This is a genomic window from Bifidobacterium sp. ESL0827 (genome assembly GCF_052606685.1).
On sequence record NZ_CP199597.1, the window covers coordinates 1,147,174 to 1,172,406 of the forward strand.

The window sequence follows — 25,233 nt, forward strand, 5'->3', positions numbered from 1 at the left end:
CTTGTCGTTCGTTGCCATCGAACGTAATCTGAGAAGCCAACGGCTGGAAGACCGTCACAGAGCAACGGATGAATCCATAAAAGGTGCGAACGAAAACGAAAGTCTATCGAGATCGCTGCAAGGCCGGCAGCATGAAACCAGGTGCGCAATGACAGACCACGAGATACGCTCCGAATCCCGCGAGATTCAGACCCTGTACCGTCCCCAGGTGGAACAACTCGGCATGGAGCTCCATCACCGGTCGGGTGGACTGGAAGGGCAGGTCGATGGCGACATTTGCCGGGGAAGATTCCAAGCCAATCCGGCAGGTCCTTATTGCCTGGTCATATGGCACGACATCACCTTCCTGCGCGAGATGGATTTCAGTGAGTACGCCATAACCGACTACGCCTGCCTGACCCTGGATGAAAGCCCGGCATCCAACGCCGCTCCTTACGAATTGCAGCCGTGTACGATGCAGGAGAGCAATATGGCCTCCCTGGTCCAGCGGGCAGGATCAGTCACCAACCGTATGCCGGCAGGCTCCCGCTCACGGACCCGGAGCATCTGCATCCTGCCCCACTATTTCATGGAGCTGGAAAACCAATGGCCTGGCCAGATCAAGGGACTCTTTGACGCCTTCTGCCAACCCTGGCCACCCGGTATTGCCCTGGCCGCTTTAACCGCCATGTCAAAGTTGTCCCCCGGAAGGCCGGGCCAGACGGAGTTCCTCATCAAAGCACACATCGACCTCCTCATGGCAATGTTGGCCCAGGCTTCCTCTGCACCTGAACAGAGCCACGAACCGTCGCTCGACCACGACCTAGTCCAGCAGGTCAAAACTCACATCCAATCCCATCTTGGCGGCGACCTCTCGATCGATCAGATAGCCCAATCCCTGTATGTGGGACGCACACGTTTATGCCTCGCCTTCAGACGTCAGACCGGTACAAGTCTCGCCAGGTACATCAGAGAGCAAAGAATGGACCGGGCCCGCCACCTTCTCTCGTCAACCACGGAGGACATTGCCTGGATTGGCAGGCAGGTCGGATATACGCATCTCAGTTCATTCAGCGCGGCTTTCACCAGAGAAACCGGGATCGCTCCAATCTCTTGGCGCAAGCAAAGCAAGCGTATCGAATAAGCTCGCTGCAATTTATACGTCCGCAATTGCGAAAGTCAAGTAGACGGTCACAGAACCGAGGACTATGACCTTATGAACGTTCCCCTAGCTGAGATCCTTGTCAGATTTTGGCGTCCTGGCAGAGGAGCCGTATGAAGCGATGGTGATGTTTCCGTCCTGACAGAAGGGAACCAGCTCACGTTGCTCCTCACATTTAGATCAGGTCCATATGGCTCTGCATCGAAACTAAGGAGCCTATCCGCGGCTTGCCGCCACGTGTCGTTATTTCTAGAACTTTCAGGCGTAGATGGCGCTTGCTCCCGGGTAATGTACTTTTCCTGCTTTCACCAGATTGTGCAGAGCATCCATTTCTCTTCGATGATGCGAGGCATTCCCAGCGGTGACTGATATAGAAGTCTACGTAGACTATGCCCAAACGTTCCAGGCTATAGTCGATTTGCTGCATGATAGGCTAACGGGAATGCACGCGCTAGTTGGAGTGATCCGACGGGGAGGAAAGACTTTGGTGGCAACGGCGATTCCGTCCTACTTCGCTACTTCTTCAGGCCCTGACCCAGGTATCGTCCAGAATTCCTATACGGATAAGCATTGGCAATGTCAAAAAGCTGGATGGGTCTTCGAGTAACAAAATATGCTTCTTAGCGTTAATCTACGATAAACCGAAAGCAGCTCCTGTCAGGCTTTCGCGCTTTTCAAGATAAGCGCACGACCGGAGAAGCTTGACCAAAATTTGGTCCGCTCTACTTCATCGACAGTGGCTCTTAGGTTGAAGGATCATCGCAGCAACAGGCTTCACCTTCTGTGCTAGACGCCCGAGTGCCACGAAATACGACCAAGTGGCTGCAAGTTGCAGGATACAGAGACTATAGGAGCAACGTGGACTGCGGGTAGACCTTCTAGAAAACCGATTATGGCTTCGGGGAAAACCTCACCATCCAAGCCAAAGGAACGTCCCATTTCAAGAAGACCCTCAATATCCACCCTTTGGCAACATCGTAGGCTCCGCTCTCAATCCTCTCAGCCAACAAAGTGTCGAGAGTCTGTACAGGAAGTCCTTCGGCATCCAGAATCGACTGGATGCATGCCGGACCGCAACAGTTGTCCTCCCACTCCACCCGCGGCAAGGTCGTTCCATCGGGCAAGACGAGGTCCTGGAGCAAAGCATGTTGCGGATATCGATGAGACCCTATAAAGGTACCGGGTATGGTCACTTTGCACCCCTTCGTTGAGTTTCATCTTTTCCATACAGGATTTACGGAAAATGTGGCGCGCCAGCATCAGGCAACAACGAGCACACTTTCCAGAAGTTCCTCTTCACTAAACCGGAACCAACATGCAAATAAACCTGTACAATACTGAAGACATGACATGGATGTCCAAACCGGTCGACAGTGGTCGCCGGTCCCAATCTCAGAGCGTGGCGGGCCATTTCGCCAAGCGGATCGAAGCGGGTGAACCGCTGAACGGTGATCGACCCTCCTTGAAACTTCAACTTGCTCAAAAGTCGGGCATAACACCAGCCATCATTTGGTGCACCGTAGCGCCCAGGCGCTGCTCAGATTTCTTCGGTCTCACCCGAGCCCGAGACAGCTCACAACGATTTTCGATGCCTCACCAGTGTTTGGTCAGGCAGAAGATACGGCTGTGCAGGCCCTGGTGGGCTACTCCCCCATCTGGTCCTCCAACCATGGTGAGGTACCTATCATCGCGTAGAAAGTTGGTATGGAATAACCGGCTAATACAGGCGAAACAGAAGACGGCGGCACAGTTGCCTTCCCGCAACTATGCCAAACCCTTGACTCGACTCTGATTGTGCAGATCGGTCCTTACGGTTCCCAGCTCTGTCTGGGCAGCTAGGTCCGAGACATCCTTGGACCCCCCCTCATCCCTCTGGATACCAAAAGGCAGGCGACTGCCATACATAGGTTGCTCTGCACTAAACCATCCAAGTGCTGCCCCGACCCGAAACAAACTCTTACGCCAAACCAGCCGCATCCTTGTCTGTGACAAAAGCCGATCCGGCCACCCGCTCGCACCACAGAAAATCCAAGACTTTACCAACACCAACATGGCGTTCGTCCAAAATCCGTCAACGAGCGCCACAAGATATGAGGAATCAACATGAATGAGCACAGTGCATCCAAAGAAGGAACCGGCAAAGGCTCAGCCCTGAGCGTTGAGGCCCAAGGCATCGACACCATTGCCGAGTCTGAGCGTAAGGGCAAGCCATCAAGTCTCTTCTGGCCATGGTTCTCCGCCAATATCTCAGTGCTGGCCATGTCCTATGGCGCCTGGGCACTAGGATTCGGCATCTCCTTCTGGCAGGCTACATTTACCACCATCGCAGGTGTCGTCATCTCATTCCTGCTTGTTGGCATCATCTCCATCGCAGGCAAGCGCGGCAACGCCCCAACCATGGTCCTCACCCGGGCAATTTTCGGCGTGGAGGGCGCCAAAGTACCGGCCGCCATGTCTTGGATAGCCACACTAGGGTGGGAGATATCCCTAACGACCACGGCCGTACTGGCAGCGTCTTCGACCATCGAAAAACTCGGCTGGGGATCAGGCGCAAGCCCCAAAATCATCTCTACCTGGATAATCATCGGGCTGGTTGTCGTTGCCGGCATTTACGGCTACGACCTGATCATGCGCCTCCAACAGATCATCACCATCGTCACCGCGATCGTAATTGCAGGTTTCTTCATCATCGGCTGGGGCAATATCGACTTCTCCGCCATCTCCTCCGCCCACTCCGGTTCCTTGCCAGCCATGCTGGGCTGCTGCTTCTTCGTGATGACAGGCTTTGGCCTGGGATGGGTCAACATCGCAGCGGACTACTCGCGATACCTGCCCCACAGCGCCTCCAACACAGGAATCGTTGTCTGGACCACCTTCAGCGCCTCCATCGCCAACATCTTCCTTATCGTCTACGGCCTGCTTCTGGCCGTCTCCAACAAAGGCCTGGCCGAAAACGTAGGCAATGACCCCATCGGAGCCATGGCCAGCATATTGCCTACCTGGTATCTGATTCCATTCACCATCGTTGCGGTGCTGGGGTTGATAGCTGGGGCCATCATGGACAACTACTCCAATGGTCTGGCCCTGCTCTCCTTCGGCATCAAGCTCCCGCGGACACTCGCAGCGGCCATCACCGCCGTGCTGACCGTAATCGGAGTAGTCTATGTAACCTTCTTCTCCTCCACATTCATCGGCCCCTTCCAAGGCTTCCTGATTACGCTCGGCGTACCCATGGCCGCCTGGGCGGGCATGTTCGTAGCCGACATCCTGCTTCGCCGGAAGGACTATGACACCACCGACCTCTATCAATCCGAGGGACGATATGATTCCTGGAACATCACCGCTTTTGCCATCCTTACCATCGCCACCTTCCTTGGCTGGGGACTGGTCGTAAACTCCTCCGCCAACTGGCTCAACTGGCAGGGATACCTACTGGGCCCCATCGGAGGTAAGTACGGGACCTGGGCGGCAGCAAACCTGGGTGTCATCATAGCCCTGGCTGTCGGATTCCTTGGAACGATTTTCTTCCAGAAGGGCGATATCCGTCGTCAGGAGAGCATCAACTGAAATCGCAAGGAGCGCAGAGGGATGCGCTCCACGCTCCACAACAGGAAAGGAAATTATCATGATCAACGATGATGAATGGCTAGTGGTGATTGACCGCCAGGAGGTATTCGCCCACAACGAGTGGTCCCGTTGGGCCTGCTCCGACGGCACCTACTATCAGACCAACAAGAACTACATCCGTCTCGCCAAGGCATACGGCGACCGCGTTGCTTACACCAGATACATTGCGCCGCAGCCGCCAAAAGGCGTATGGGTGGAATATATGAACGAATGGCCGGAATTCCAGGTCCCCTCCGACGATCCCATGTATGACCTCACACCAGAGACCGCCGAGCTCGCCAAGGGGCATCCAATTGTCTCGCTCAGCACTTTCGGCAAGTGGGGGCCGGAATTGCAGGCGGCAATAAAGGGGTCCCAGAAGATAGCCCTGTGCGGTGTCGCCACCGATGCCTGTGTGTTGCAGACCGCCTTGGCGGCTGCAGACCAAGGTATCGCCGTTCGATTGGCAGCAGATGCCTGCGCTGGATCCACACCGGAAAACCACAAGCTGGCAATCGATACGATGGCCCTGTTCACACCACTCATCACCATCACCGACACCGGTTCACTGCTAGTGAGCCACAAAGCAGACTAGTCATCATTATTTCAATATATATTTAACTGGAAGGTGGTTCTTCTCTCACAAACCGAAGAACCACCTACAGCATAAATCAATGATACATTGAGTACTTTGAGCGTCTGCTGATCACCTGATTACACGTTACCTATAGTATTTAACTGCCACACGTATCGTTAAGTGAATTGCCGATCAACCAAATGGCAGAAGGTAAAATACAACAGACCCCCAGCGAAGTGCGCCCGTTAGTGCATAAATAACATACACAGACATCAAAAGAATGTATGAAAAATATAAGAGCTATACGAGGTGTACACACGGTAATACAACGCGTCAAAAGCAATGGCTTACTCACTGCTCCACTGGCATACGTAAGAAGCTAACGAACCCCAAATCCATGCGCCAAAATTGCACTCAAGAAGCTGGCTATCAATGAAGTCCCAGTCAAAGCAGTAGTCAACGACGCACGCAAAGCAGCCCCTGAGTTGCATTTGTTTTAGAAAACTGTCGCTTTGTAGGTCGATGCACTATAGCATGCCCTGAAAACTCCGTGGAAATTGGATCGATAGCTTTATCAAAGCATCCCGCCCCTATCTCAGATATAACTATTCTCTTTAACGATAAAGTCCTCATGGATATCTTTCACGGTGAAACTAATCGTTATGCACCCTCACAAAAGTCATCAACAGTATACCTACTATTGAGACTACGAAAAGTTCAACCGCTGATATTCCGATACCTAATCTTGAACCTATCTTATTGGCAACAAATCCGCCAAGTAAATAGCCTATAGAATTCACACCGATTAGAACTGCCTTGTATATACTCGTGACCCTACCAAGGTATTCTTGCCCAACTTCATTCTGTCGATTCGTGATTATACTGATATTGAGAATCGACTCATTAATCGCAATGCATGCAATAGAAGAAACTAAAATTACTAAATTCGTGCTTAATGCAAATACTGTCCGAAATAGAGATCCAGCAATAATCGACAGTACCAAAAGTTTACCAAACTCGATTTTTTTATTTAACCAATTTACTACGACTGTTCCAATTAGGGCACTGACTGCTGCGATGGACAAAATCAAACCAATTTGGTCAGAAGAAAGACCTATTTGTTGACGTAAGACGATCAGACTATCGTTCTGAAAGTTAGCCGATGCTACATTAACCAAGGCGGCAAGCACAAGAGGGTACAGAACAGCGCGAATTTTAGCAGTGTATCGCACCCCATCCTTTATATCTGTGAATACTACATTTATACTGTACTTAACAGAGGATAACCTTGCAGAAGGGTCGCTCTGGGATACCAGAATTATATTATTCACCAGCAATAGGCTAATTAAATAGAAAACCGCGCAAATTGCAGTCAGCAAACTGTGAGGAAAATATTTATACAGCACTCCCCCTAGTATGGGTAAAGCGAAATTGACACCATACTGTATTCCGTAAACCGTACTGTTTAATTTCGAAAAATCCTCTTTTTTGACTAAGAATGAAACAAAAGTAATTTCCGACACTGTACTTAAAATATTCATAACACTTACTGCAAGCGAAACTATGTAAATGACAAAAATCATAAATGCTGACGGTATTTTCAACGCCAATGCGAGAGCAAGAACCGAATAACTCAGCAACCTGATCAAATCACTAAAGACAATGATCTTCTTTACATCTAATCTATCTATTATCGCACCTATCGGAAGACCCAAGATAAGGAACGGTATTGTTTCGATCGCAGAGATAAATGACAGATGTATTCCGCTACCTGTTATATCCAGTACCATGAGAGGTAACGCAAACATCATTAAAGAACTCCCAAAGTTATCTGTAACTACTGAGGAAAGATATAATCTGTTGTTCCTATTCTTTAATAAATTGTCCATGAAAATATCCGAGGCCTTTATCTCCGATTAGTATTACTTTATATGAGTGAACGTCTCGTTCTAGAGCGACAGCATCCATACAAATTACGACTATTTAATCTAAATCTACTAGTTTCTCCACCATTAGCTCGTCCATAGTGTTATTCGATACAGTCAAATAGTAGCAATTGTATATGTCATAATTTATTTAAAATCTTGATCAACCACGGGAGATAAACGGATATAAATGACTAACAAAATCATTATTACCCTCTTGTATCGAACCAATTCTGCAAGTAGGGCATGACCGGGGAATGAGTGAGGGTTCCCCGTCAGTTGCTGCCCCCCCCCCCGCAAGCATGGTACCGGGCGACAGGGGGGGGGGGGGGGGCATTTTTGCTCAAAAGAATTGATGGTTTGGGTCTGCCGAACATGTTTTGTATAGAATTCCAAGGTGTCACCTAAAGTTGATAGATTAATTGAATCTCTGGGTTGAGATCTGGATAGTTGCTCTAAATGATCAACTTACGTTAACGATTTTTTACCTCAGATTAGAGACAATCGTCATATGCTGTCTATCGGTAATCCTTATCTGCTTCAAAAAAAAAAATTAAACTGTCTGTTTACCCGAGCAACGCAAAAGTCTCTCTCGTTCTCCTGGATTTTGCACAAACGAACAGCTGACGTAAGAAGAAGTAAAATTGTTAAAATACTATAGTTCAACAACTACTAATCTATAGTTTTGAATTTGCCAGCAATAATATGACCACTTCGGAGCACAAAGGTAACGGCCTTATCAGAAAAATGATAAATAATTTGCATATCATTTTTCGAAGATTGCAGACATCAAACTTTTATCCAATACAGGATGGTTATTAACAATCCCACGGTCAATCCCTTGACCGTACCAGGCTGACCCTGCTGCCACAGGTCTGTGACCTTGCTGAAAAGCCTTCAGGAATATCGGAGATCCGCGCATCGGTTCGAACATATTCGGTTCTCAACTCCTATGAACATCTCATCGTCTGCGTGCCATCGTTCAGAGAGCACCAATCCGACAAACCATTAAGAACCATCACGAACACTTACAGTGAAGACCAAATCCATTCAATGACATGCTTCATCCTGCTTCAGATAAGAAGAACAATGATCAAGATTCCGGAGAACATCACGTCGAACCGGAACCCGCTTAAGGTCTCAAACACAAAAGTCTTAGCCAGCTACGATCCTGCCATATCTGCACCATGCCCTGCTTCGAATATTGCCTCAGCATTAGTGAACCACCTATTCCTATGACGCATCCCAAGCGTAGCTCTTTGTCACTAGAGCTTGAAGCCATCTTGATGCGAATCAACTGGATTGAACGACATTGTATTAGGCGAAGGATCAACGCTCCGTATTTACCACACAGTGTAGGGTTTATACGAAGGCGAATATAGAAAACCTGATTGAAATTGCAGACTCATTCGTAGGTCCAACCGTGAGCGTTTTGGATACACTCACGATACGGAAAAGTGACCGGATAAATTATATTCTCCATCAGCCCAAGAAAGAGAATTATAATAAAATAAGAACGAGTTCAACTGCAAGATTGGCAGTGAAAGGGTCTAAAGGTCTTTCCACGATAGCATGTGGCCAAATTGCTTCTGCCCTTACTTTTATACTCCTGTAAGTGCTGTCCTTCTTACTTCCAGAGGCCTAGACGACTCAGAGATTTTCACACTGGAAAGCGTGCTTCTCCTCTCAATATTGTTAGTCGAAATGCCCTCTGGTGTTTGGCGGATAAAGTTGATAGAAAGCGCCGATTATATTGGGTTTGCGCTTAGTGCTGTTTCAAATATAGTCTATGCTCTAGGCCAGGGCTTTGCTTGGTATGCGGTGTTCTACAACATGAGTGGTTTCAGCATTGCGCTAATCTCAAGCATATTAGAAGCATATGTTTACGAATCTCTTAATAAGGATGCAGACAAGCTTGCAATAGGGGTCTTCGGCTTCTGTAAATCACTGGAACTCATAAGTGGCGTGCTTGCCTCATTGTGCGGATCATACCTCGCTCACCTAAATATCTCGTTTCCCGCACATGCAACCGCTAATGTCCCGTTCATCGGGTTCTTATTCATGCTTAGACTGCCTTCTATTCCTGTGAGCAATCGCAAACACAGTACAAGCAAGAGGTCATTTCTGCAGGATTTGATGAAGGGAGCAAACGTATTGATAAGAAGGCCTGTTCTCGCTTTCGTTAGCATCACATCTAACGCTTCGTTCGTGCTTTTCAACGCTGTTTATGCGTTAAATCAACCCTTATATGAACATACGAATTTGCCAATGTCATACTGGGGCTTGCTGTCATCCACTGCTCTTATTTTAGCCGCAGTTTATAGCTACCTTTCTGACAAGCTTGAGGTATACCTGGGAAGATCAAAAGCTCTCTTTTTAGCCTTTACTATAGGGGCGGCTGGTTTCGCGCTCATGGCAGTTCCTTCACCAATCGTTGTAGCGATCGGATTCCTGCTTGTCGTAATGGGTATGAATGGAAGGGGACCCATAACTTCGGCAGTTGCGAATAGTCTGATTCCATCTGATCAGCGTTCCACTGTTCTTAATATTCCGAGCTCGCTAGGTGCTTGATTGGCATGGTCTGCAACTCGATCATAGGTTGGAGTGCGGATCGAAATACCGCAATCACTACTATTGGAATCGCCGGGATTTTAGTTCTGATTGCGAACAAATATATGAAGAATACCTAATGGCTGTACGCATATCGAGCAGTAGCACCAACATGGGAAATCTGATATATAAATGCCGCAAAGATGCAGCATATCGTTTTCAAGAAGACAAGATTTGATTAAGAAGTCCCCGAAGCACCTGAACCTAAACTCGTGGAGCATAAAATACGGTACTGAGCCGAAGCGCGGATTTTACTAGACCCAAATCGGCCATTTTGAAATCAGAGATAAACAAATCACGGAAGGCATAATATTATTTATTAAGGAATTTGAATTCCACACGATGAAATCCTTGAAGGTTAACAACATTCTGCTGACTGAGCCATAAGTAGACGAAGGATGTATGCCACATGTTAAGTAAAGCAGCGACAACATTCATAGCCCTCAAAGACGTTTTGAGACACAAACCATTGGTTACATTGTCGCTTGGTGCTTTCTTTACCAGTCTTGTCGGTGGAATCGTTAATCTCTTACTGACCATTCATGTATACGATATTTCGGGATCGTCGCCACTAGCGGTCAGTGCCCTTTTTTTAGTTACCTTTATGCCAAATTTAATCGTAGCTCCGCTGCTTTCTGGTATAGCTGACAAATATAATCGCAGAATTGTTTTAGCAGTGGGCGGAACGCTACGAGCTCTTTGTTGTTTGTTGCTCGCATTTAACCATAACATTGCTGTTTCATTTATTCTTGCTTTTGTTATAACAAGTATAGCTGCGGTTATGAAGCCAGCGCGATATGCAAAAGCTGCTGAACTAGTTTCAGATTCAAAACTGTCAGTTCTCAATTCTGTTTTATCTTTCATGATCAATGCTGCAGGTATCGCCTCAGGCGCCCTTGCCGGTTTGCTCACCAATTTCAACAGTATCGCTGCATTTGCGGTTGCTGCTTTTGGTAGCTTAATTGCTGCTTCGCTTGACGGTTGCTATTCACATGAGGAACATAATTCGAAGCGAACTGTCGATTCACACAATGGTTTTCGGGAAAGTCATAGTATTTCCTTCTGGGTTAAGTTAAAAAGGATAATTTCTTCAACCAACATTCGATTAAAAAACGTTTTAGGCCTTATCAAAAAGGAACGACTTCTTGCTGCCCTGTCCATTGTTGTTCTTGCACTTTGGTTCGGCCTCGGACTACAAGAAACTTTACTCGTCGTTTTTACCCGTACGGTGTTACATGCTCCAAACTCTGTTTACGGGTATTTGAATACGATTGGATCCATTGGGGCACTTATTGGAGCAGCACTAGCTGCACCTTTTTCCTCAAATACCCGATCAGCAATAAATAGTTTGCCAATGTCCCTCATCGCTTCTGGAATAGCCTTCTGCGCGTTTGCATTGAGCGGTCAATCTCTGATTTTCGCTTTCTGCAGCTTTTTTGTATTTTCTTTATTCTACACAATTGCCAATGTAATTGAAGAATTACTTGAGCAAGTTCTCTCCCCCAATGAATATAGAGCTTCTGTGATGTCCACTATAGGCGCGGTAGGTACGGTCGGATATCTAATCGGAGGATCTCTAACCGGCTGGTTATCAGACTTAGTCGGTCCTACGAATACCGCAATTCTAGCGGCAGCTAGTCTAATAGGCGCAGGAATTTTTGCGGGATTGACTATGATTCGACATCGAGTAGAAAAGGTTTAGCCTTATGCTGCCTGGTGAGAAACAGCATTTAGTCGATAATCATAATTCAGTTTTAAAACCGTGGGATCAATATAATGTCCACCAAGGTACTTGCATCCATTTAGAAGTTCATTTGGATTGAAGCTGGACTGCAAAAGAAAGAAAATATAGATTTCTCTCCAGTGAGAATCATTCAGATTGGTTCGACTCAGAAGAAGAGATAGTTTCTTATATCAATATGAGGGTTCTACAGATATTCTAACTGGTTATATTTTGCTATATAAGTAGGTCATGTTTCGAAACTATATTGGGTGGTTCCAGACGGAATTTAGTTCTCATCTCCTGTGTCATTCATGTCATTGCTCGAAAAACAGGCTGGAACAATAAGCGTTAGCTCACTACTAAGGTTTTTGCTCAGAGGCCCATACTTATTTGAGCTGAATCACTGCACTGTGATTGTGGGCGAGCTTAAGGATCTTCCCGAGTTTAACGAAAACGATAGAGTTTTACTAGATATTGGTCTTGATTTCTTTTCAAATTGCCTGAAGACAGCCAGTATCAATGATTTGTGATGTCCAGCTTCTCGTTATTAGATTTCGAAGTATTTGAATAACTTATTATGCAATGATTATTTCTATTTGTTTCTCAAAACAGCGGATACGCATCTGCTGAACTGACAGAAAAGTTGGATTTTGTATATCGTAATTTTGACACATTCCCCTCTGGACTAGATTTGCAGACTACCCATCCCCTCGATAAAGGGCTCATACCTGGGCTATAAGCACGCCTGCGCAACGTTGCACAGATGGGATTCTGGGGGGGGGGGGGGGGGGATTTATAGTTGGGAGTTACTGTCATTCCTATCGTTTATCTTCTTACAGATGTGAGTAACACAACCTTGGCGTCGGCCCAGGAGCCAACAGGACCTCACATGGAGACTTGACAACTATAGCGGATTCTTCCTATATCTGCCATATGGGCGCTCATCCGTCAGGCCCCAATCCGACAGGCTCACTTGATCCAGCTCAAGCTTGCATGATAGAGGAGCCACCCAGCTATCGACCACACGACTAGCATAGACATGGAGCGGGTGTGCAAGGCGCACACATATGAACAAGGAGGTCAACCATGGCACGACTGGACGGTAAAGTGGCAATTATTACTGGAGGAGCCAAGGGCTTCGGTCTGTCAACTGCACAACTGTTCGTGCAGGAGGGAGCCAAGGTGGTCATCACCGATCTGGATGAGCAAGGTGGTCAGAAGGCCCTAGACACCATAGGCAGGGACAAGGCAGCTTTCGTAGCCCAAGATGTCGCAAAGGAGGACAGCTGGGAGCCTGTCTTCAGTGCCGCACGCGACAAGTTTGGCGAAGCCAATGTACTGGTCAACAATGCGGGCATCCTCTTCTTTGACGACGCTGAGCATATTGAAATGGACGAATGGCATAAAATTCTATCTGTGGATTTGGATGGGGTCATGCTGGGCGTCAAACATGCTATCGGGCACATGAAGGAGCATGGCGGCTCCATCATTAATATGTGCTCTATTGCAGGATTGATTGGCATAGCCAATCTGTACGCATACAACGCCGCCAAAGGCGCGGTACGGCTGCTGACCAAGTCGGCCGCCCTCTATTGCGCTCAGCAGGGATACCCAATCCGGGTCAACTCCATTCATCCCGGATACGCCCACACTCCCATGGTCGATGCCTATCCCCAGATGCGCAGCGATCTAGAGAAGCTGCACCCCATGGGTCGACTGGGTTCAGCCCGCGAAATAGCCAATATGGCCCTATACCTCGCCAGTGATGATTCTTCCTTCTCAACTGGATCCGAGTTCGTTGTTGATGGCGGGTATACGGCGCAATAACAAGTACACTCTGCTCCAGAGTAACCTGAGCAGCGGCCGCCCAGATTATGATGAAACGCTGGACGGCCGGGCACCTATTACAGCACACCTTTCCTGCGCTTATCCAAATTCCCAGAAGGAACTCTCTTCGGCCATATGATATTGATGATCTGTAAATTATGAGCGCTACCAGCAGTCTTGAAACGTCACCAACAAGAACGGGAAGCGGCAAAACACTGAGTGCTTCGCAAAAGTCCCGCAGCAGAGCATCCGGCCACTGTGACACCGAAAAAATCCGCCAGGCCCGATGCTGCTCATATTGCGGAGCTGCTTGCCATTGACATTATCGAGGGACGCTGGCCGCCTACAACGAGCATTACCCTGGCAGACATACAGCAACGTTTTTCGGTCTCCCGAATTATAGCCAGAGAGACAGCACAAACGTCGCAATCCGTGCAAGCTGTGAATATTAGAAAATAGGGTGGGGCTCATTGCCAAGAGCCTTGATCAATGGAATTCATTGGACACGCAAGTCATGTGTTGGGAATTACATTCCTCTCATCGTAAGGAACAGCTGCTTTCCCTAACTGAACTACGCTTGGCAGTGGAACCGATAGCTGCAGAAGATGCCGCACGAAGGGCTCCGACTGAAGTTCGTGCCTTGATGCCGGTTCTAGCAATGAAAATGCACAAAGACGGGAAATCCGGAAATTAGAGGAATTTCACCAGCTCGATATCCGATTTCACGATGAAATCCTCAAATACAGCGGCAATGAATTGTTCGCCTCGCTTTCACCGCTGGTCAACACCATGCTCTCCAGCAGGGTCGAACTAGGCATGTACCCAGCCAAGCCCAGACCGGAAGCCTTGGAGGCACATGATCAGGCGGCAGAAGCGATATGGAAGGGAGAACCTGACCTTGCCAGAGAGGCCATGACTCGTATCGTCGACGAAGTACGGACCACAACTGAACAGGCCTGAACCTTGAAACTCTGCAAATGAATGAAGAAGCTGCAATTATGGCATAAACAGGTGCAGGCACCTGTTTATGCAGGTTAGCCCGCACCTGATAATGACCCGTTGGGTATTCGAGATTCCAGAATGTCTAATCAGACCCAGCCCAGGGCGCTAGCTCCGCAAAGCACAGCGAAACCGATGATTCCCCCCAAGGCATTCAGTGTGGTCAGATATTTGAGACCCTGTTTGGTGTTGAGATTGAACAGCGAAGTCATCATCCAGAAGCCGCTGCAATTGACGTGCCAGAATACCATGGAGCCGCAGCCGATAGCAAGAGTTGCGACGACCGGAGACAATCCCAAAGCGCCCATCATAGGGTTGACCAGTGATGCAGAGATCATGACTGCAATGGTCATAGAACCTGTGGCTCCCATCATCACTGCCGCCAGCACAAAGGGAATGATGACCGCAGGAACGCTGAGGTTGACAATCATGGCGCCTAGTTGCTTGACCACGGCATTATCTTGAAGGATCCCGCCCAAGGCTCCTCCCATGCCAATCATGATCAATGGGTCGATGGCGGTCTTCATGGCACGACCCACCCAGCTGTTCATAGTGATCTCCAAGGCAGAAGACTTGTCGGACAAGGATGCATCGCTTTTGCGAGCGCTGGCGAGCACCTTGTTCTTGCGCCCGACAACCAGCAGAGCAACCAGGACGACCCCTACGAAAAGGGCAAATGTGGTGTTGCCTAGGGAATTGAAAACTGCATATGCTGTGCTGCCTTTCTTCACGCCAAGGGTTCCCAAGGATCCGGCGGCTATCAGAACCAGCGGCACAATCAGAGGCATGAAAGACCAGAAGGTCGAAGGAGTGCCTTCTTCCTTGATGTAGAGCTGATCGAGCGGGGCGTTTTCCGGCGCCTCCTCATAGCCAGCCGCGAATTCAGGATTTGGCGCGATGTATTCTCTGCCCAAGAAGGGTCTGCTGATGAGATAAGAGGCAACGAAAGCGATGAAACTGATGATGATGCCCCATACCATCACCTTGCCGATGTTGGCCTTGAACATGATGCTCACTGCTAGAATCCCCGGATGTGTCGGAACAAGTCCGTGGGTCAGTGTCAATCCCAAACAGACCAGAGGCGCAATCAACGCCATAGTGATCTTCTTGCGCTTGGCTATGATGGCAGAAATCGGCGCGGTCAGGACCTCGGAAATATTTCCAAACACTGCCAACGTCATTACGAAAGCAGCCGAGGATGGCGCAAGCTCAAGATGCTTGCCTCGGAAGATTCGTATGAAGAAATTAGTAATTTTTGTGGCTGCACCAGTGTCCTGGATACCCATGGCGATAATGGCGCCGAAGATGATGACAATGGCGATGCCCGCCAGAGTGGATCCGAAGTATTTATTGATCTTGTCCATGGTGTCGCCAAGAGAGCCGCCGAGCACCAAACCCAGTATTACGGCTATGACGAACAGGGAAATGACCGGATGAATCTTCAGCTTGATGGTGGTGTAGACAAGCAGTGCGACTGCTAGCACCAAAACTATAAGAAAAATTGTCGGTGTCAACGGTGTACCTCCTGGTATGTTGACGTTCTTGTCCCCTCTAAAGATGCGGTCAGCAATCGACGGCATAGTCGCATTTCCTGCTCACCGCATCGTTAGCTGGTATTGCTAGAAGACGATACCTGCCTTCTGCATCATTGATCGAGTGGACTGATAGGCATTATCCACCACCCACTGCGGCGAACGACTCCAATACTCGGGCCGGAATGTCTCGATGGATACATTGCCCTGGTAATCGAGGCGTTGAAGCACACGAAGGAAGTCCATCAGATCTATATTTCCTTCTCCGCAGAAGACCCTGTTGGATTGCATCAATCCTTGCATGGGAGAATCATCCGCGTCATTGATGTGCACGTCGAAGATCTTCTCCGGATTCACCAACTCCATCACAGAAAAATCCTGAAGATGATGATAAAGATAAAGGTTGCATGCATCAAAGCAAAGACCGACATTGCTCATATCGACTGCTTTGACAATGTCCCAAGCCCGTTCTACCGTTCTAACGGCGCTGTATTCGTGTCCAACCAATTCCAGGCACAGATTCACCTTGAATGGCGCAGCCATCTGCCCTAGGGTCATCAGAATTCGAACGCAGTTGGAGAATACCTCTGGCCACGGCTCGTCATAAGGGCCTTCAAGGTCCGGCTTTCTATGCAGAGGCACCACCACGATCAGATATCTGGAACCGATATGCTGGGCTGCACGACAGGCCAGATTGAAATCGTTCATGGCGGTTTCTCGCTCGGCTGGATCATCGTCTTGCGCGAATAGCTTCTCATACAGATAGAGGGCATTCATTGCATGAGGCTTCAGATGGCTCGTAGCGAAGAAATCTGATAGCTCATCAAGGTCGTGATCCTTCATGTAGTTCCTGAGCATGTCCAAACGGATTTCAATGGAATCAAAACCTGCGCGTTCGCATAATTTCAAATCGGTTGATAAATCAGAACAATCTCTAGAAGTTGCTTCGTTAAATCCAAGTTTCATAACCGATCACCGATCCTGACTGGCATGCAGGGGAAACTTGATGACAGCATCGCCCTTGGTACTCCGGTAGATGGCGGTAAACAGCTCGACCGTTCGGCGTCCTTCATATCCATCGACTAAAGGCGTGCCGTCTTCGATGACAGCCTTGAGGAAGTCCTCGACCTGCAGCTGATGATAATAGTGCATAGAATCCACGCTATTGAAGAAGTCGCTGTCCTCTTTCTTCCAAGATTCCAATTTATCGGCCTCGTCTTCAACGGTCCATAAATCGTTGTACGGGGGTTCAGTGATCGTTGACATTCCAGCGATGAACATTGCTCCCCCATCGGTCTGCACGCCGACCCCTGCGCCGTTGTCGCCATACACGTGCACCTTGCCGTACAACGCGGGATTTTGGGAATTGCTGACTACAACATTTCCTAAAGCGCCATTTTTGAACTTGATCACGGCGACGGCTGTGTCCTCTACCTCAATATAAGGGTGATTGAAATTGCGCCAAACGCCATAGACCTCATCAACCTCACCCATGTACCAAAGCAGCAGATCAAGTTGGTGCGGAGCTTGGTTCACCAGAACACCGCCACCTTCGCCATCCCAAGTTCCCCGCCATGGATCACTGTCGTAGTATGGCTTGTCTCTCCATCCAAGCATACGAACCGCGCCAAGCACTGGTTTGCCGATCTTCCCTGCATCAATCGCCTGCTTAATACGCATACATGGTCTATAGAATCTACGCTGCGAAATTACTCCGACTTTCTTGTGCTCCTGTTCAGCCACAGCCAACATGGCATCACAATCCTCCAAAGACGAAGCCATCGGTTTTTCAACGAGAATATGCGCACCGGCCTTCATAGCTTCAATCGCCGGCGCCGCATGAGCCGGATGGGGTGTACAGATGCTGACAACATCTATATGCTCTTTGCTGATCATCGCCCGAATGTCATCGTAAGCGTGAACCTTGTACGGTTCAGCGAATTTCTGGGCTCTTTGAAGATTGCGATCGTACACTGCCACGAATTGCGAATCAGGCAGGTTTACGAAGGCCTTAGCGTGAAAGTCGGCGACTTTGCCGCAACCAATGATAGCTGTTCTTAATGTAGTCATTATTGACTCCCTTGTCAGAGTATATTGCCAATACTTTTTATGGACATCATCCATGTATTTCACCATGTCTGCATCATTTTGATTACTTTGTTTTCCTTTCTGTAGAGATGTCGTATTATTTGAACTTCATTTACTTGGCAGTAGCCACCCTCGGAGGGCGCCATAAATGAGGTCGCGTTCACATCACAAGTTTCAATGTTTCCGATCTGCATCAGTTCCTTCTGATACACGACGGTATTCATCAATGACATCAACGACGTGGTCTGCAACCTCATCCGCTGTACCGTCAATTGATACAGTGCTGCCCGTTTCATCAGCCTCCAACGGTTCTAGGTCAGCAAACTGACTGGGCAGCAAGGATGCAGGCATGTAATGGCCAGTCCGTTTGGCGAGCCTGTCGGCAATCAGCTGCAAAGATCCTGACAAATGCACAAAAAGCACCGGAACGTCATTTCGAAGAATGTCACGATAGGCACGCTTAAGAGCCGAACAGGAGACCACAGTTGATTTTCCTTGAGTATCGCAACGAATCATCCACCGGTTGATGGCCCTCAACCAAGGCCAACGATCCTCATCTGTGAGTGGAATGCCACGACTCATTTTCTCAATGTTGGCTTGAGAATGAAAATCATCACCTTCTGCCATGACAAAGCCTAATCGATTGCTCACAGCCTCACCTGTCGTGGTCTTACCACAACCTGCAACACCCATGATGACGACGTGTACAACCATTCTTCTCCTTGCGACCTTGCAATTGCCTTTCGTAATTAAGAGAATACATATGTCATACGAATATGTCAAAAAAGCGATTATATAGAATACAGATAGTATTCAAATATATAAAATCATCACATTTGTGAGGCAATAAATTCATGCAGGCAGTCAGAAGACCGGTATAAATGCTAGGATCAAGCTACTTTGGATAAAAATCTTCTCGTTGTTCAATGTGCTTTTACTCTTATCTGGTCGAGCGAACTTCATCAGCTCCTAAATGCAGGATCAACACTTCTCTGTCTCTTTTGCGGAAATGGTTGATATGATAAGCAGGCACAAGGGTTTCCTGGTGGGGATGCTAGTCCTATCTTTTTTCGCACGGATTGCTGGGTTGGGTTGGTCAGGTTTGGTTGAGGATGTGATCCAGATCTTTGACTATTTGCTCGTTGCCGCCGGACTTTCGCATGTCCTCGCTGATACTGTTGACATTGTCGGCAATTTGTTTGTCTACCAGAATCTTCGAGGCGGCACGCCCTAGTGTCTGCCCGTTGATCTTTCTTCGGCTCACGACCGTTCCCAGCCCGAGCTCAGCGATTCTCGCCCCTACCATCGGCTGATCATCGGCCATGGGAACGACCACCATGGGCATCGTGTAGCAAAGAGCCTCGTTCACGCTGTTCATGCCGCCATGCGTGATGAACAGGTCAGCCCTCTCAAGGACCGTCAGCTGGTCTACAGACTGGTGGATGAATATATCCTCAGGAATCCGCCCCAACTTTGCCTGGTCGAAATCACGGCCAACCAACAGCACCACCGTGACATCTCTGTCCCGAACGCTTCCACCACCGCCTGATAAAAGGCATGAAGGTATTGATATCTTGCCCAAAGATGCATATCCCCAAGCTGGATGATGCCTAATCATACAGGGATGCAGTCGAAGGGGATCTGAGAAGCGGCAAGTACGTACCGGACACACTCAGAAGAATTACTTTCAGGGAGGCAGCCAAGGACTAGCTGAGTTCGAAGCATAACCTGAAGGCATCAAGCATCAATCGATATTGTCGGCGAACAGAAGAAGTATATGCTTCCACGATGCAGCAACGTGCAGTGAACGCCGTAACGGAGACGGACATAAACACCTGGATCGAGGATCTCAACAAAGGCGAAGTCCCTTGCGAGTTCAGTACCACCCACAAACCCCAAGCCACTGTCACCCAACAGCATTCCCAGCACAGCGGAAGTTACTTTCGGCAGCGTGCTACGGTATACGGTAGCCCCTAAACGCCGGTGGCTTACCATCGACCCACTGTCAGGAATCACACTCCCTCGCAAACAGGTCACAGTCGAACAGATATATCTGACCTATGCGAAAGTAGAAAACCTGGCAGAGGAAGCAGACAAGATTGATCCAGCCATATCAAGTACTCTAGTTCGATTCCTCGCATATGTGGGTCCGCGGATCGGCGAGGCAACAGCGCTGAGAGTCTCAGATATGGACTTTGAGAAGCGGCGGGCCAGTGTCCTACGAACCTGGAAGGAAGATGACAAAGGCAAACCGGTCCTAGGATCTTCGAAAACTTGGGAACGCAGGCGTGTTGCGATTCCCCGCTTCCTCGTCGTCCCCCTCAAAAGGGTCTGTTCAGGGCTACCACCAGATGCCTTCGTTTTCCTCCCCAAACGCGGAGAGCACATCAACATAAAGAACTGGTATAACCGCATCTGGGTGAAAGCGGTGGCCAGGAACGGACTTGAGCTACCTGGGCTCACGATACATAAGTCTCGGCCACACTTTCGCATCTCTATCCATCGCTGCAGGGGCAGACGTGAAAACGGTCCAAAACACCTGGAATCATGCGGATGCCAGCATACTTTGAATGTGTATGCGTCGCTCTGGCCTGACCGTCTGGATGAAGTAGCCGAGATCCTGGGGCTATAGGAACTAAACGCGTTGTTTATGTTGGGGGTTTGGCCTTGTGGCTGTAAGCGTGTTGGGTGGTTGTTAATAGGTCGGGTTGTTAATAGGGGTCTTGCAGGGGTGCCCGTTCCTGTTCGATTGGGGAATGAGAACCAGATCGAAGAGGGCCAGGCATTGCCCCATATGCCATGGGCGGATGCGCAAGCATGGGCGCAACAGATCAGGCACGCAGCGCTGGATGTGTCCGTCCTGCTCGATCACGTCCACCGCGCGCAGGCAGGACCGGGCCCGCGCCGCGCAGTTGAGGGAGTTCCTGGACTGGCTGCTGACGGGCAGGACCCAGGAACAGATGGGGGCCATGGGCGCCAGGGCCTGGCGTAAACGGGTCGGCTGGTGCTGGAACATCAAGCCGGCAATCACACCGGACGGGGTGGTCCATCACACGCTCATGGCCGACGGCACGTATATGGCACACGGCTGGTGCCTCCTGATAGCGATCGACGGGCAGACGGGCCAGGTCATCGACTGGCAGTGGTGCCATCAGGAGAACACGGCGGCCTACACGGCCCTGTTCTCCCGCATCCCCGGGCCCGACGTGCTCATCACCGACGGCCTTCGCGGCGTGCAGAAAGCCTGCCATGCCTGCTGGCCGGGCACGCGCATCCAACGGCACGCGCATCCAACGCTGCCTGGTGCACGTGCAACGCAACACCAAAACCGACCTGACACTCAAACCACGACTTCAGGCCGGCAAGGAACTCAAGCGACTCTCCGACCAGCTCACCCGGGTCCATACCATCGAGGAAGCGGTGCGTTGGGGTGAGGCCTTGAACGCCTGGCACGAAAGATGGAAAACCCTCATCGACGAACGCACCATGGCCAAGGACGACCCAGCCAACCCCAAAGCCAGCCACCAATCCTGGTGGTGGACCCACCAGGAACTCCGCCGCTGCTACCGCAGGCTCGAACACCTCTTCCAAGACAGGCAGCTCTTCGCCTTCCTGGAACCCGAACTCACCGCCGGCGGGCCAGTGGAACGCACCACCAACCGGCTGGAAGGAGGAGTCAACTCACCCATCAAACGCACCCTCCTGCAACACCACGGCCTACCCGAGAGCCACATGAGACGCGCCTGCGAATGGCACTGCTACATGAAAACCGACAACCCCGACCCCGCCAGCCTGATCAGGGACGAACACCACCAGCCACAACCAGCACCCAAACGGGAAACCAGACAGGAACAGGACGAGCCCGAACACTACGGCACCGCCATCAACTGGAACGAGTTCCACACACCAGTCAGATACCCCAACACCACACTCTGACCAACACACAACCAAACCCACACACAGAACCTAAAACAACGCGTTTAGTTCCTATAGGCCCTGAACCTACAATCAGGATTATTCCTTGCACCAGTGAGAGGAATTGCGATGGAACCGACTTTATCAAAGCGGCATCATTGGAAACTCTTTGCGAATACCAGGCCGGAGGTTTCTGTTCCCTATCAAGCAAACTCATCCGGAAAAACTTGTCGACCATGCTGTTGCGAATGGAATATAATGATTTCTCCCCTATTGTGCCTAGTATGGCTTGCTGGATTGCTGTCAATACAGCGCCAAGAATGAACAGTATTCCCAATTGCACCGCGATTAATACGATTGCTTTGTGTTGTTGCACGCCGTCTATGAGGGCTCCGCTGAGCTGTGGTTGCAGCAGGACGACCGCTTGTGCGAGGATTCCCAGCAGAAGGCTTGCCGTGTATGCAAGAATGTGCCCCGGCATGTATTTCCTGACGACGTGGATAAAGTTCATGGTTGGCCTGGCCTCTAGTGTTTTGTGGGTTGGTTCTTGTGGGTGAGGCGTGTGCAGAGGATGGTGGTGGCTATGGCGACGGCCAGGAGCAGGAGGGACATGGGTAGGAAGATGTCTGCGATGATGGGTGTGTGTTGTATGCCGACCCCGTCCCGGACGAAGCTTATCGCCACGGATGCCTCGGTGATGGCCACGGCGACGAGGGAGAGGATGATGCCGGCGGTGACGTCGAGTGTGGTCTCGATGGCCGCTGACCAGGCGAGGGCGCCGCGGGTGACGCCCATCTGGTTGAGGCGCCGGTTCTGCATGCGTCGTTCGCTGATTCCTATGGCTATAGATTGGACGAGGAATATCAGGGCCAGGATGGTGCCGCCGGCTATCATGAGCGGTGTTCCCTGCTGCTCCTTGATGCTGGTCTTGATGTAGTCGTCGATGAAGTCCTGCCTGTTCAAGGCGGTGATCTTGTGGGTGGTGTCCCTTATCTGTTGGGCTATGTCGTCGGCCTGGGTGTGGTCGCGGGCGGTGATGAAGGCGTACAGTCGGCCGTTCTCGCCCTCCCTGGGCAGGCCATCCTCGGTCGTGAGCATGTCCATGTTCACGTGGGGGGTGGTCTTGGGCGGCTCGATGACGGCCACGACCTGGACCTGGTGTCTTTTGTCGTGGCGGTCGATGAGGGTGATCGTGTCGCCCGGCTTGCGCTGGTTGTCGTATGCTCTGCTTATGGCCACCTTGCCGGCGCCCAGGTCGGCCAGGCTGCCCTGGAGCACCTTGGGGGCGGTGTCCTTGTGGCTGGGGTCGGCCAGGTCACGGGCCTGGGCCCAGGTGACCTGGGGGAAGGTGTCCATCTGGATGTTTCCGTGCTTGTCGGTCAGGACCCATTGCTGGGTCTGGTAGATGTCGGCTGTGCCGACCTCCCGTCCGAGCCCCTGCAGCGTGCGCGAGATCCTGCCGGCCTGGGACAGGTCGTCCGAGGAGGCCACCACGTCGGCCTTCATGGGCTCGATGCTGAGCACCACCGAGCTCATGCGGCCCGCCTGCATGATGAGGATGAAGGAGACCAGAATGGTCAGCGCCATCATGGCCGGCAACGCTATGGCCGTGGCGCCTGCCCTGCCCCTGCGGACCCGTTGCCGGGCCAGCAGGCCCGGTCCGGCCGCGGTTTTTTCGGCCAGCAGGCCCAGCAGGGATGCTACCGGGGGGACCAGCAGGGGGGCGGCCACGTACACGGTGATTATCAGTAGGACGATCAAGCCCAGCAGCCGGTCGTAGAACTCCGAGCGGTCGACCGGCATGAAGGCGACCGTGATAGAGGCTAGGAACAGGGCCAGGGAGCATACGATCCGCAACCGGCTGGCCTTTTTGTCCTTGACGGCCGGTTGTGTCATCAGCTTCAGGGGGGTCTCGGCCCCGAACCTGCGCGTGGCCAGCCACACGCCCAGCAGGCAGACCGCCATCATCAGGGCGAAGGCCACGGCCGCCACCCACAGGCGGGCCCTGGGGTGGAAGAGCAGGTCGATGTCCGTGGTGCCCATGGCCCTTATGAAGGCCATGCCCACAGGAACGGTCAGCAGGGATCCGGCCAGGCATCCCGCGGCGTCGGCCAGGGCCAGGGGCAGGGAGAACTCTCGCAGGGCCATGGCCACGACCTGTTTGCCCGAGGCGCCGTTGAGCCGCATCAGGCCGTATTCCCGGCGCCTTTCCTGGACCAGGAAGGACACCGATGACAGGACCAGGAACACCGTCACCAGCAGGCAGAACACCAGCGCGATCAGCGACACAGTGTTCAATGCCAGGTCGTAGTAGGCCTTGGTCAGAATGCGGTGGTAGGCGTTCAGGCCCTCCAGGCCGTGCAGGCCGTCGTAGGCCAGGCCCGCCTGACGTGCCTGCAGGGTCGCGCAGGACAGGGTCGTGGCGGCGAACACGGCCAGGCACATGATCCAGTAGGAGGAGCGGTGGGCCCTGACCAGGGAGAAGGACAGGCTGGCCCTTGTTGGCCGCTTGCGCCAGGGTCGGCTCGCCTGCTGGGCCGGGGAGGCCATGCCCGCGCTCACCGGTCGGCCCCGCTCAACGTGGTCTCGGCCAGGTGCATGGCCAGCTGCTCGGCCGTGCAGCCCGACCACACCGAGTGGATGCGGCCGTCGACCAGGAACACGGTGCTGCCAGCACGGGCCGCCACATCCGGGTCGTGGGTCACCATCAGCACCGTGGACCCCCGCGCCGCCACCTGGCCGAAGGCGTCCAGCACCAGCTGGGAGCCGGCGGTGTCCAGGGCGCCCGTCGGCTCGTCGGCAAAGACGACCGAGGGCCTCGAGGCCAAAGCCCTGGCCACCGCCACACGCTGCTGCTGCCCGCCCGACATGTCCGAGGGATAGACGTCGGCGAAACCATCCAGACCCACCGCCTGCAGGGCCCGCACGGCGTCGTCGACCTCGATGCGCGGCCCGCCGAAGAGGAAGGACAGCATCACGTTCTGCAGGCATGTGAACGCTTCGACGAGGTTGTAGTCCTGAAACACGAACCCGATCAGGTCACGCCTGACACGTGTCAGGTCGGCCTCTCCCATCCGGGCCAGGTCATGCTGCCCGATGTGCACCAAGCCCTGGTCGACCGGCAGCAGGCCCGAGGCGCAATTCAGCAGGGTCGACTTGCCCGCGCCCGAGGGCCCCATGATCGCCGTCCACGACCCAGGCGGGCATTGCAGGGACACGTCGGTGATGCCGGCCCCGCCCGAACCGTAATGATAGGAGACACCCTCAAGGGACAGAAACTCACCAGCCAT

At 51.3% G+C, this 25,233-nt stretch carries 18 protein-coding genes and 1 pseudogene; 10 read left to right on the plus strand and 9 right to left on the minus strand.

The features are described 5' to 3' along the window. The first annotated feature begins 1 nt into the window (after position 1). From ACUIAI_RS04535 to ACUIAI_RS04545, 3 genes are all read left to right on the plus strand, one after another. Positions 2–1,123, plus strand: coding sequence for a helix-turn-helix domain-containing protein (locus tag ACUIAI_RS04535; RefSeq protein ID WP_445341671.1), 1,122 nt, complete (start codon positions 2–4; stop codon positions 1,121–1,123). 2,121 nt (positions 1,124–3,244) lie between these two features. Continuing rightward, positions 3,245–4,708 carry a purine-cytosine permease family protein gene (locus ACUIAI_RS04540; RefSeq protein WP_445341672.1) on the plus strand — a complete coding sequence of 488 codons (1,464 nt, stop codon included), beginning with the start codon at positions 3,245–3,247 and terminating at the stop codon, positions 4,706–4,708. Between the two features lie 58 nt (positions 4,709–4,766). Then, positions 4,767–5,342 (plus strand): cysteine hydrolase, encoded by a 576-nt coding sequence (locus ACUIAI_RS04545; RefSeq protein WP_254477342.1) that lies wholly within the window; start codon positions 4,767–4,769, stop codon positions 5,340–5,342. A 635-nt stretch (positions 5,343–5,977) separates the two neighbouring features. Here ACUIAI_RS04545 and ACUIAI_RS04550 read toward each other — a convergent pair. Then, positions 5,978–7,213, minus strand: coding sequence for an MFS transporter (locus ACUIAI_RS04550; RefSeq protein WP_445341673.1), 1,236 nt, complete (start codon positions 7,211–7,213; stop codon positions 5,978–5,980). Between the two features lie 1,608 nt (positions 7,214–8,821). On the opposite strand from ACUIAI_RS04550, the gene ACUIAI_RS04555 reads away from it, so the two are divergent. The 4 genes from ACUIAI_RS04555 to ACUIAI_RS04570 all read left to right on the plus strand — a co-directional run bounded on the left by ACUIAI_RS04555 (position 8,822) and on the right by ACUIAI_RS04570 (position 14,369). Next, a complete protein-coding gene (locus tag ACUIAI_RS04555; RefSeq protein WP_445341674.1) occupies positions 8,822–9,820 on the plus strand; it encodes an MFS transporter in 999 nt (332 codons plus the stop codon). 448 nt (positions 9,821–10,268) lie between these two features. Continuing rightward, complete coding sequence (locus tag ACUIAI_RS04560) at positions 10,269–11,561, plus strand: MFS transporter (RefSeq protein WP_445341675.1); 1,293 nt, start codon at positions 10,269–10,271, stop codon at positions 11,559–11,561. Positions 11,562–12,668: 1,107 nt separating this feature from the next. After that, positions 12,669–13,409: a glucose 1-dehydrogenase gene (locus ACUIAI_RS04565; RefSeq protein WP_445341676.1), complete on the plus strand. Its 741-nt coding sequence runs from the start codon at positions 12,669–12,671 to the stop codon at positions 13,407–13,409. A gap of 681 nt (positions 13,410–14,090) precedes the next feature. Then, positions 14,091–14,369 carry a FadR/GntR family transcriptional regulator gene (locus tag ACUIAI_RS04570; protein ID WP_445342814.1) on the plus strand — a complete coding sequence of 93 codons (279 nt, stop codon included), beginning with the start codon at positions 14,091–14,093 and terminating at the stop codon, positions 14,367–14,369. Between the two features lie 128 nt (positions 14,370–14,497). Here ACUIAI_RS04570 and ACUIAI_RS04575 read toward each other — a convergent pair whose 3' ends face one another. The 5 genes from ACUIAI_RS04575 to ACUIAI_RS04595 all read right to left on the minus strand — a co-directional run bounded on the left by ACUIAI_RS04575 (position 14,498) and on the right by ACUIAI_RS04595 (position 19,490). After that, a complete protein-coding gene (locus tag ACUIAI_RS04575) occupies positions 14,498–15,988 on the minus strand; it encodes a GntP family permease (protein ID WP_445341677.1) in 1,491 nt (496 codons plus the stop codon). 39 nt (positions 15,989–16,027) lie between these two features. Continuing rightward, entirely contained in the window at positions 16,028–16,906 is an 879-nt protein-coding gene (locus tag ACUIAI_RS04580; protein WP_254477337.1) for a sugar phosphate isomerase/epimerase family protein, read from the minus strand. Between the two features lie 6 nt (positions 16,907–16,912). Beyond that, on the minus strand, positions 16,913–18,076 hold the full coding sequence (locus tag ACUIAI_RS04585; RefSeq protein ID WP_445341678.1) for a Gfo/Idh/MocA family protein: 1,164 nt from the start codon (positions 18,074–18,076) through the stop codon (positions 16,913–16,915). Between the two features lie 126 nt (positions 18,077–18,202). Further along, entirely contained in the window at positions 18,203–18,742 is a 540-nt protein-coding gene (locus ACUIAI_RS04590) for a gluconokinase (RefSeq protein WP_211121081.1), read from the minus strand. A 382-nt stretch (positions 18,743–19,124) separates the two neighbouring features. Beyond that, the gene (locus tag ACUIAI_RS04595; RefSeq protein WP_368041646.1) at positions 19,125–19,490 is read right to left on the minus strand and encodes a nucleotide disphospho-sugar-binding domain-containing protein; all 366 of its coding nucleotides are present in this window, start codon (positions 19,488–19,490) and stop codon (positions 19,125–19,127) included. Here ACUIAI_RS04595 and ACUIAI_RS04600 point away from each other — a divergent pair. The 3 genes and pseudogenes from ACUIAI_RS04600 to ACUIAI_RS04610 all read left to right on the plus strand — a co-directional run bounded on the left by ACUIAI_RS04600 (position 19,413) and on the right by ACUIAI_RS04610 (position 21,964). Then, a complete protein-coding gene (locus tag ACUIAI_RS04600; protein ID WP_368041648.1) occupies positions 19,413–19,577 on the plus strand; it encodes a hypothetical protein in 165 nt (54 codons plus the stop codon). The two genes, ACUIAI_RS04595 and ACUIAI_RS04600, sit on opposite strands and share 78 nt — an antisense overlap. A 402-nt stretch (positions 19,578–19,979) precedes the next feature. Then, positions 19,980–20,660, plus strand: coding sequence for a tyrosine-type recombinase/integrase (locus tag ACUIAI_RS04605; protein WP_445341679.1), 681 nt, complete (start codon positions 19,980–19,982; stop codon positions 20,658–20,660). Positions 20,661–20,784: 124 nt separating this feature from the next. Further along, a pseudogene (locus ACUIAI_RS04610) lies at positions 20,785–21,964 on the plus strand (IS1249 family transposase). Here the strand turns inward: ACUIAI_RS04610 and ACUIAI_RS04615 are convergent. The 3 genes from ACUIAI_RS04615 to ACUIAI_RS04625 are packed head-to-tail and all read right to left on the minus strand — an operon-like array spanning position 21,939 to position 25,233. Then, entirely contained in the window at positions 21,939–22,424 is a 486-nt protein-coding gene (locus ACUIAI_RS04615; protein ID WP_445341680.1) for an ABC transporter transmembrane domain-containing protein, read from the minus strand. The pseudogene ACUIAI_RS04610 and the gene ACUIAI_RS04615 sit on opposite strands and share 26 nt — an antisense overlap. Before the next feature lie 44 nt (positions 22,425–22,468). Then, entirely contained in the window at positions 22,469–24,505 is a 2,037-nt protein-coding gene (locus ACUIAI_RS04620; protein WP_033512067.1) for an ABC transporter permease, read from the minus strand. Beyond that, entirely contained in the window at positions 24,502–25,233 is a 732-nt protein-coding gene (locus ACUIAI_RS04625) for an ABC transporter ATP-binding protein (RefSeq protein WP_445341681.1), read from the minus strand. The genes ACUIAI_RS04620 and ACUIAI_RS04625 overlap by 4 nt, the downstream gene beginning before the upstream one ends.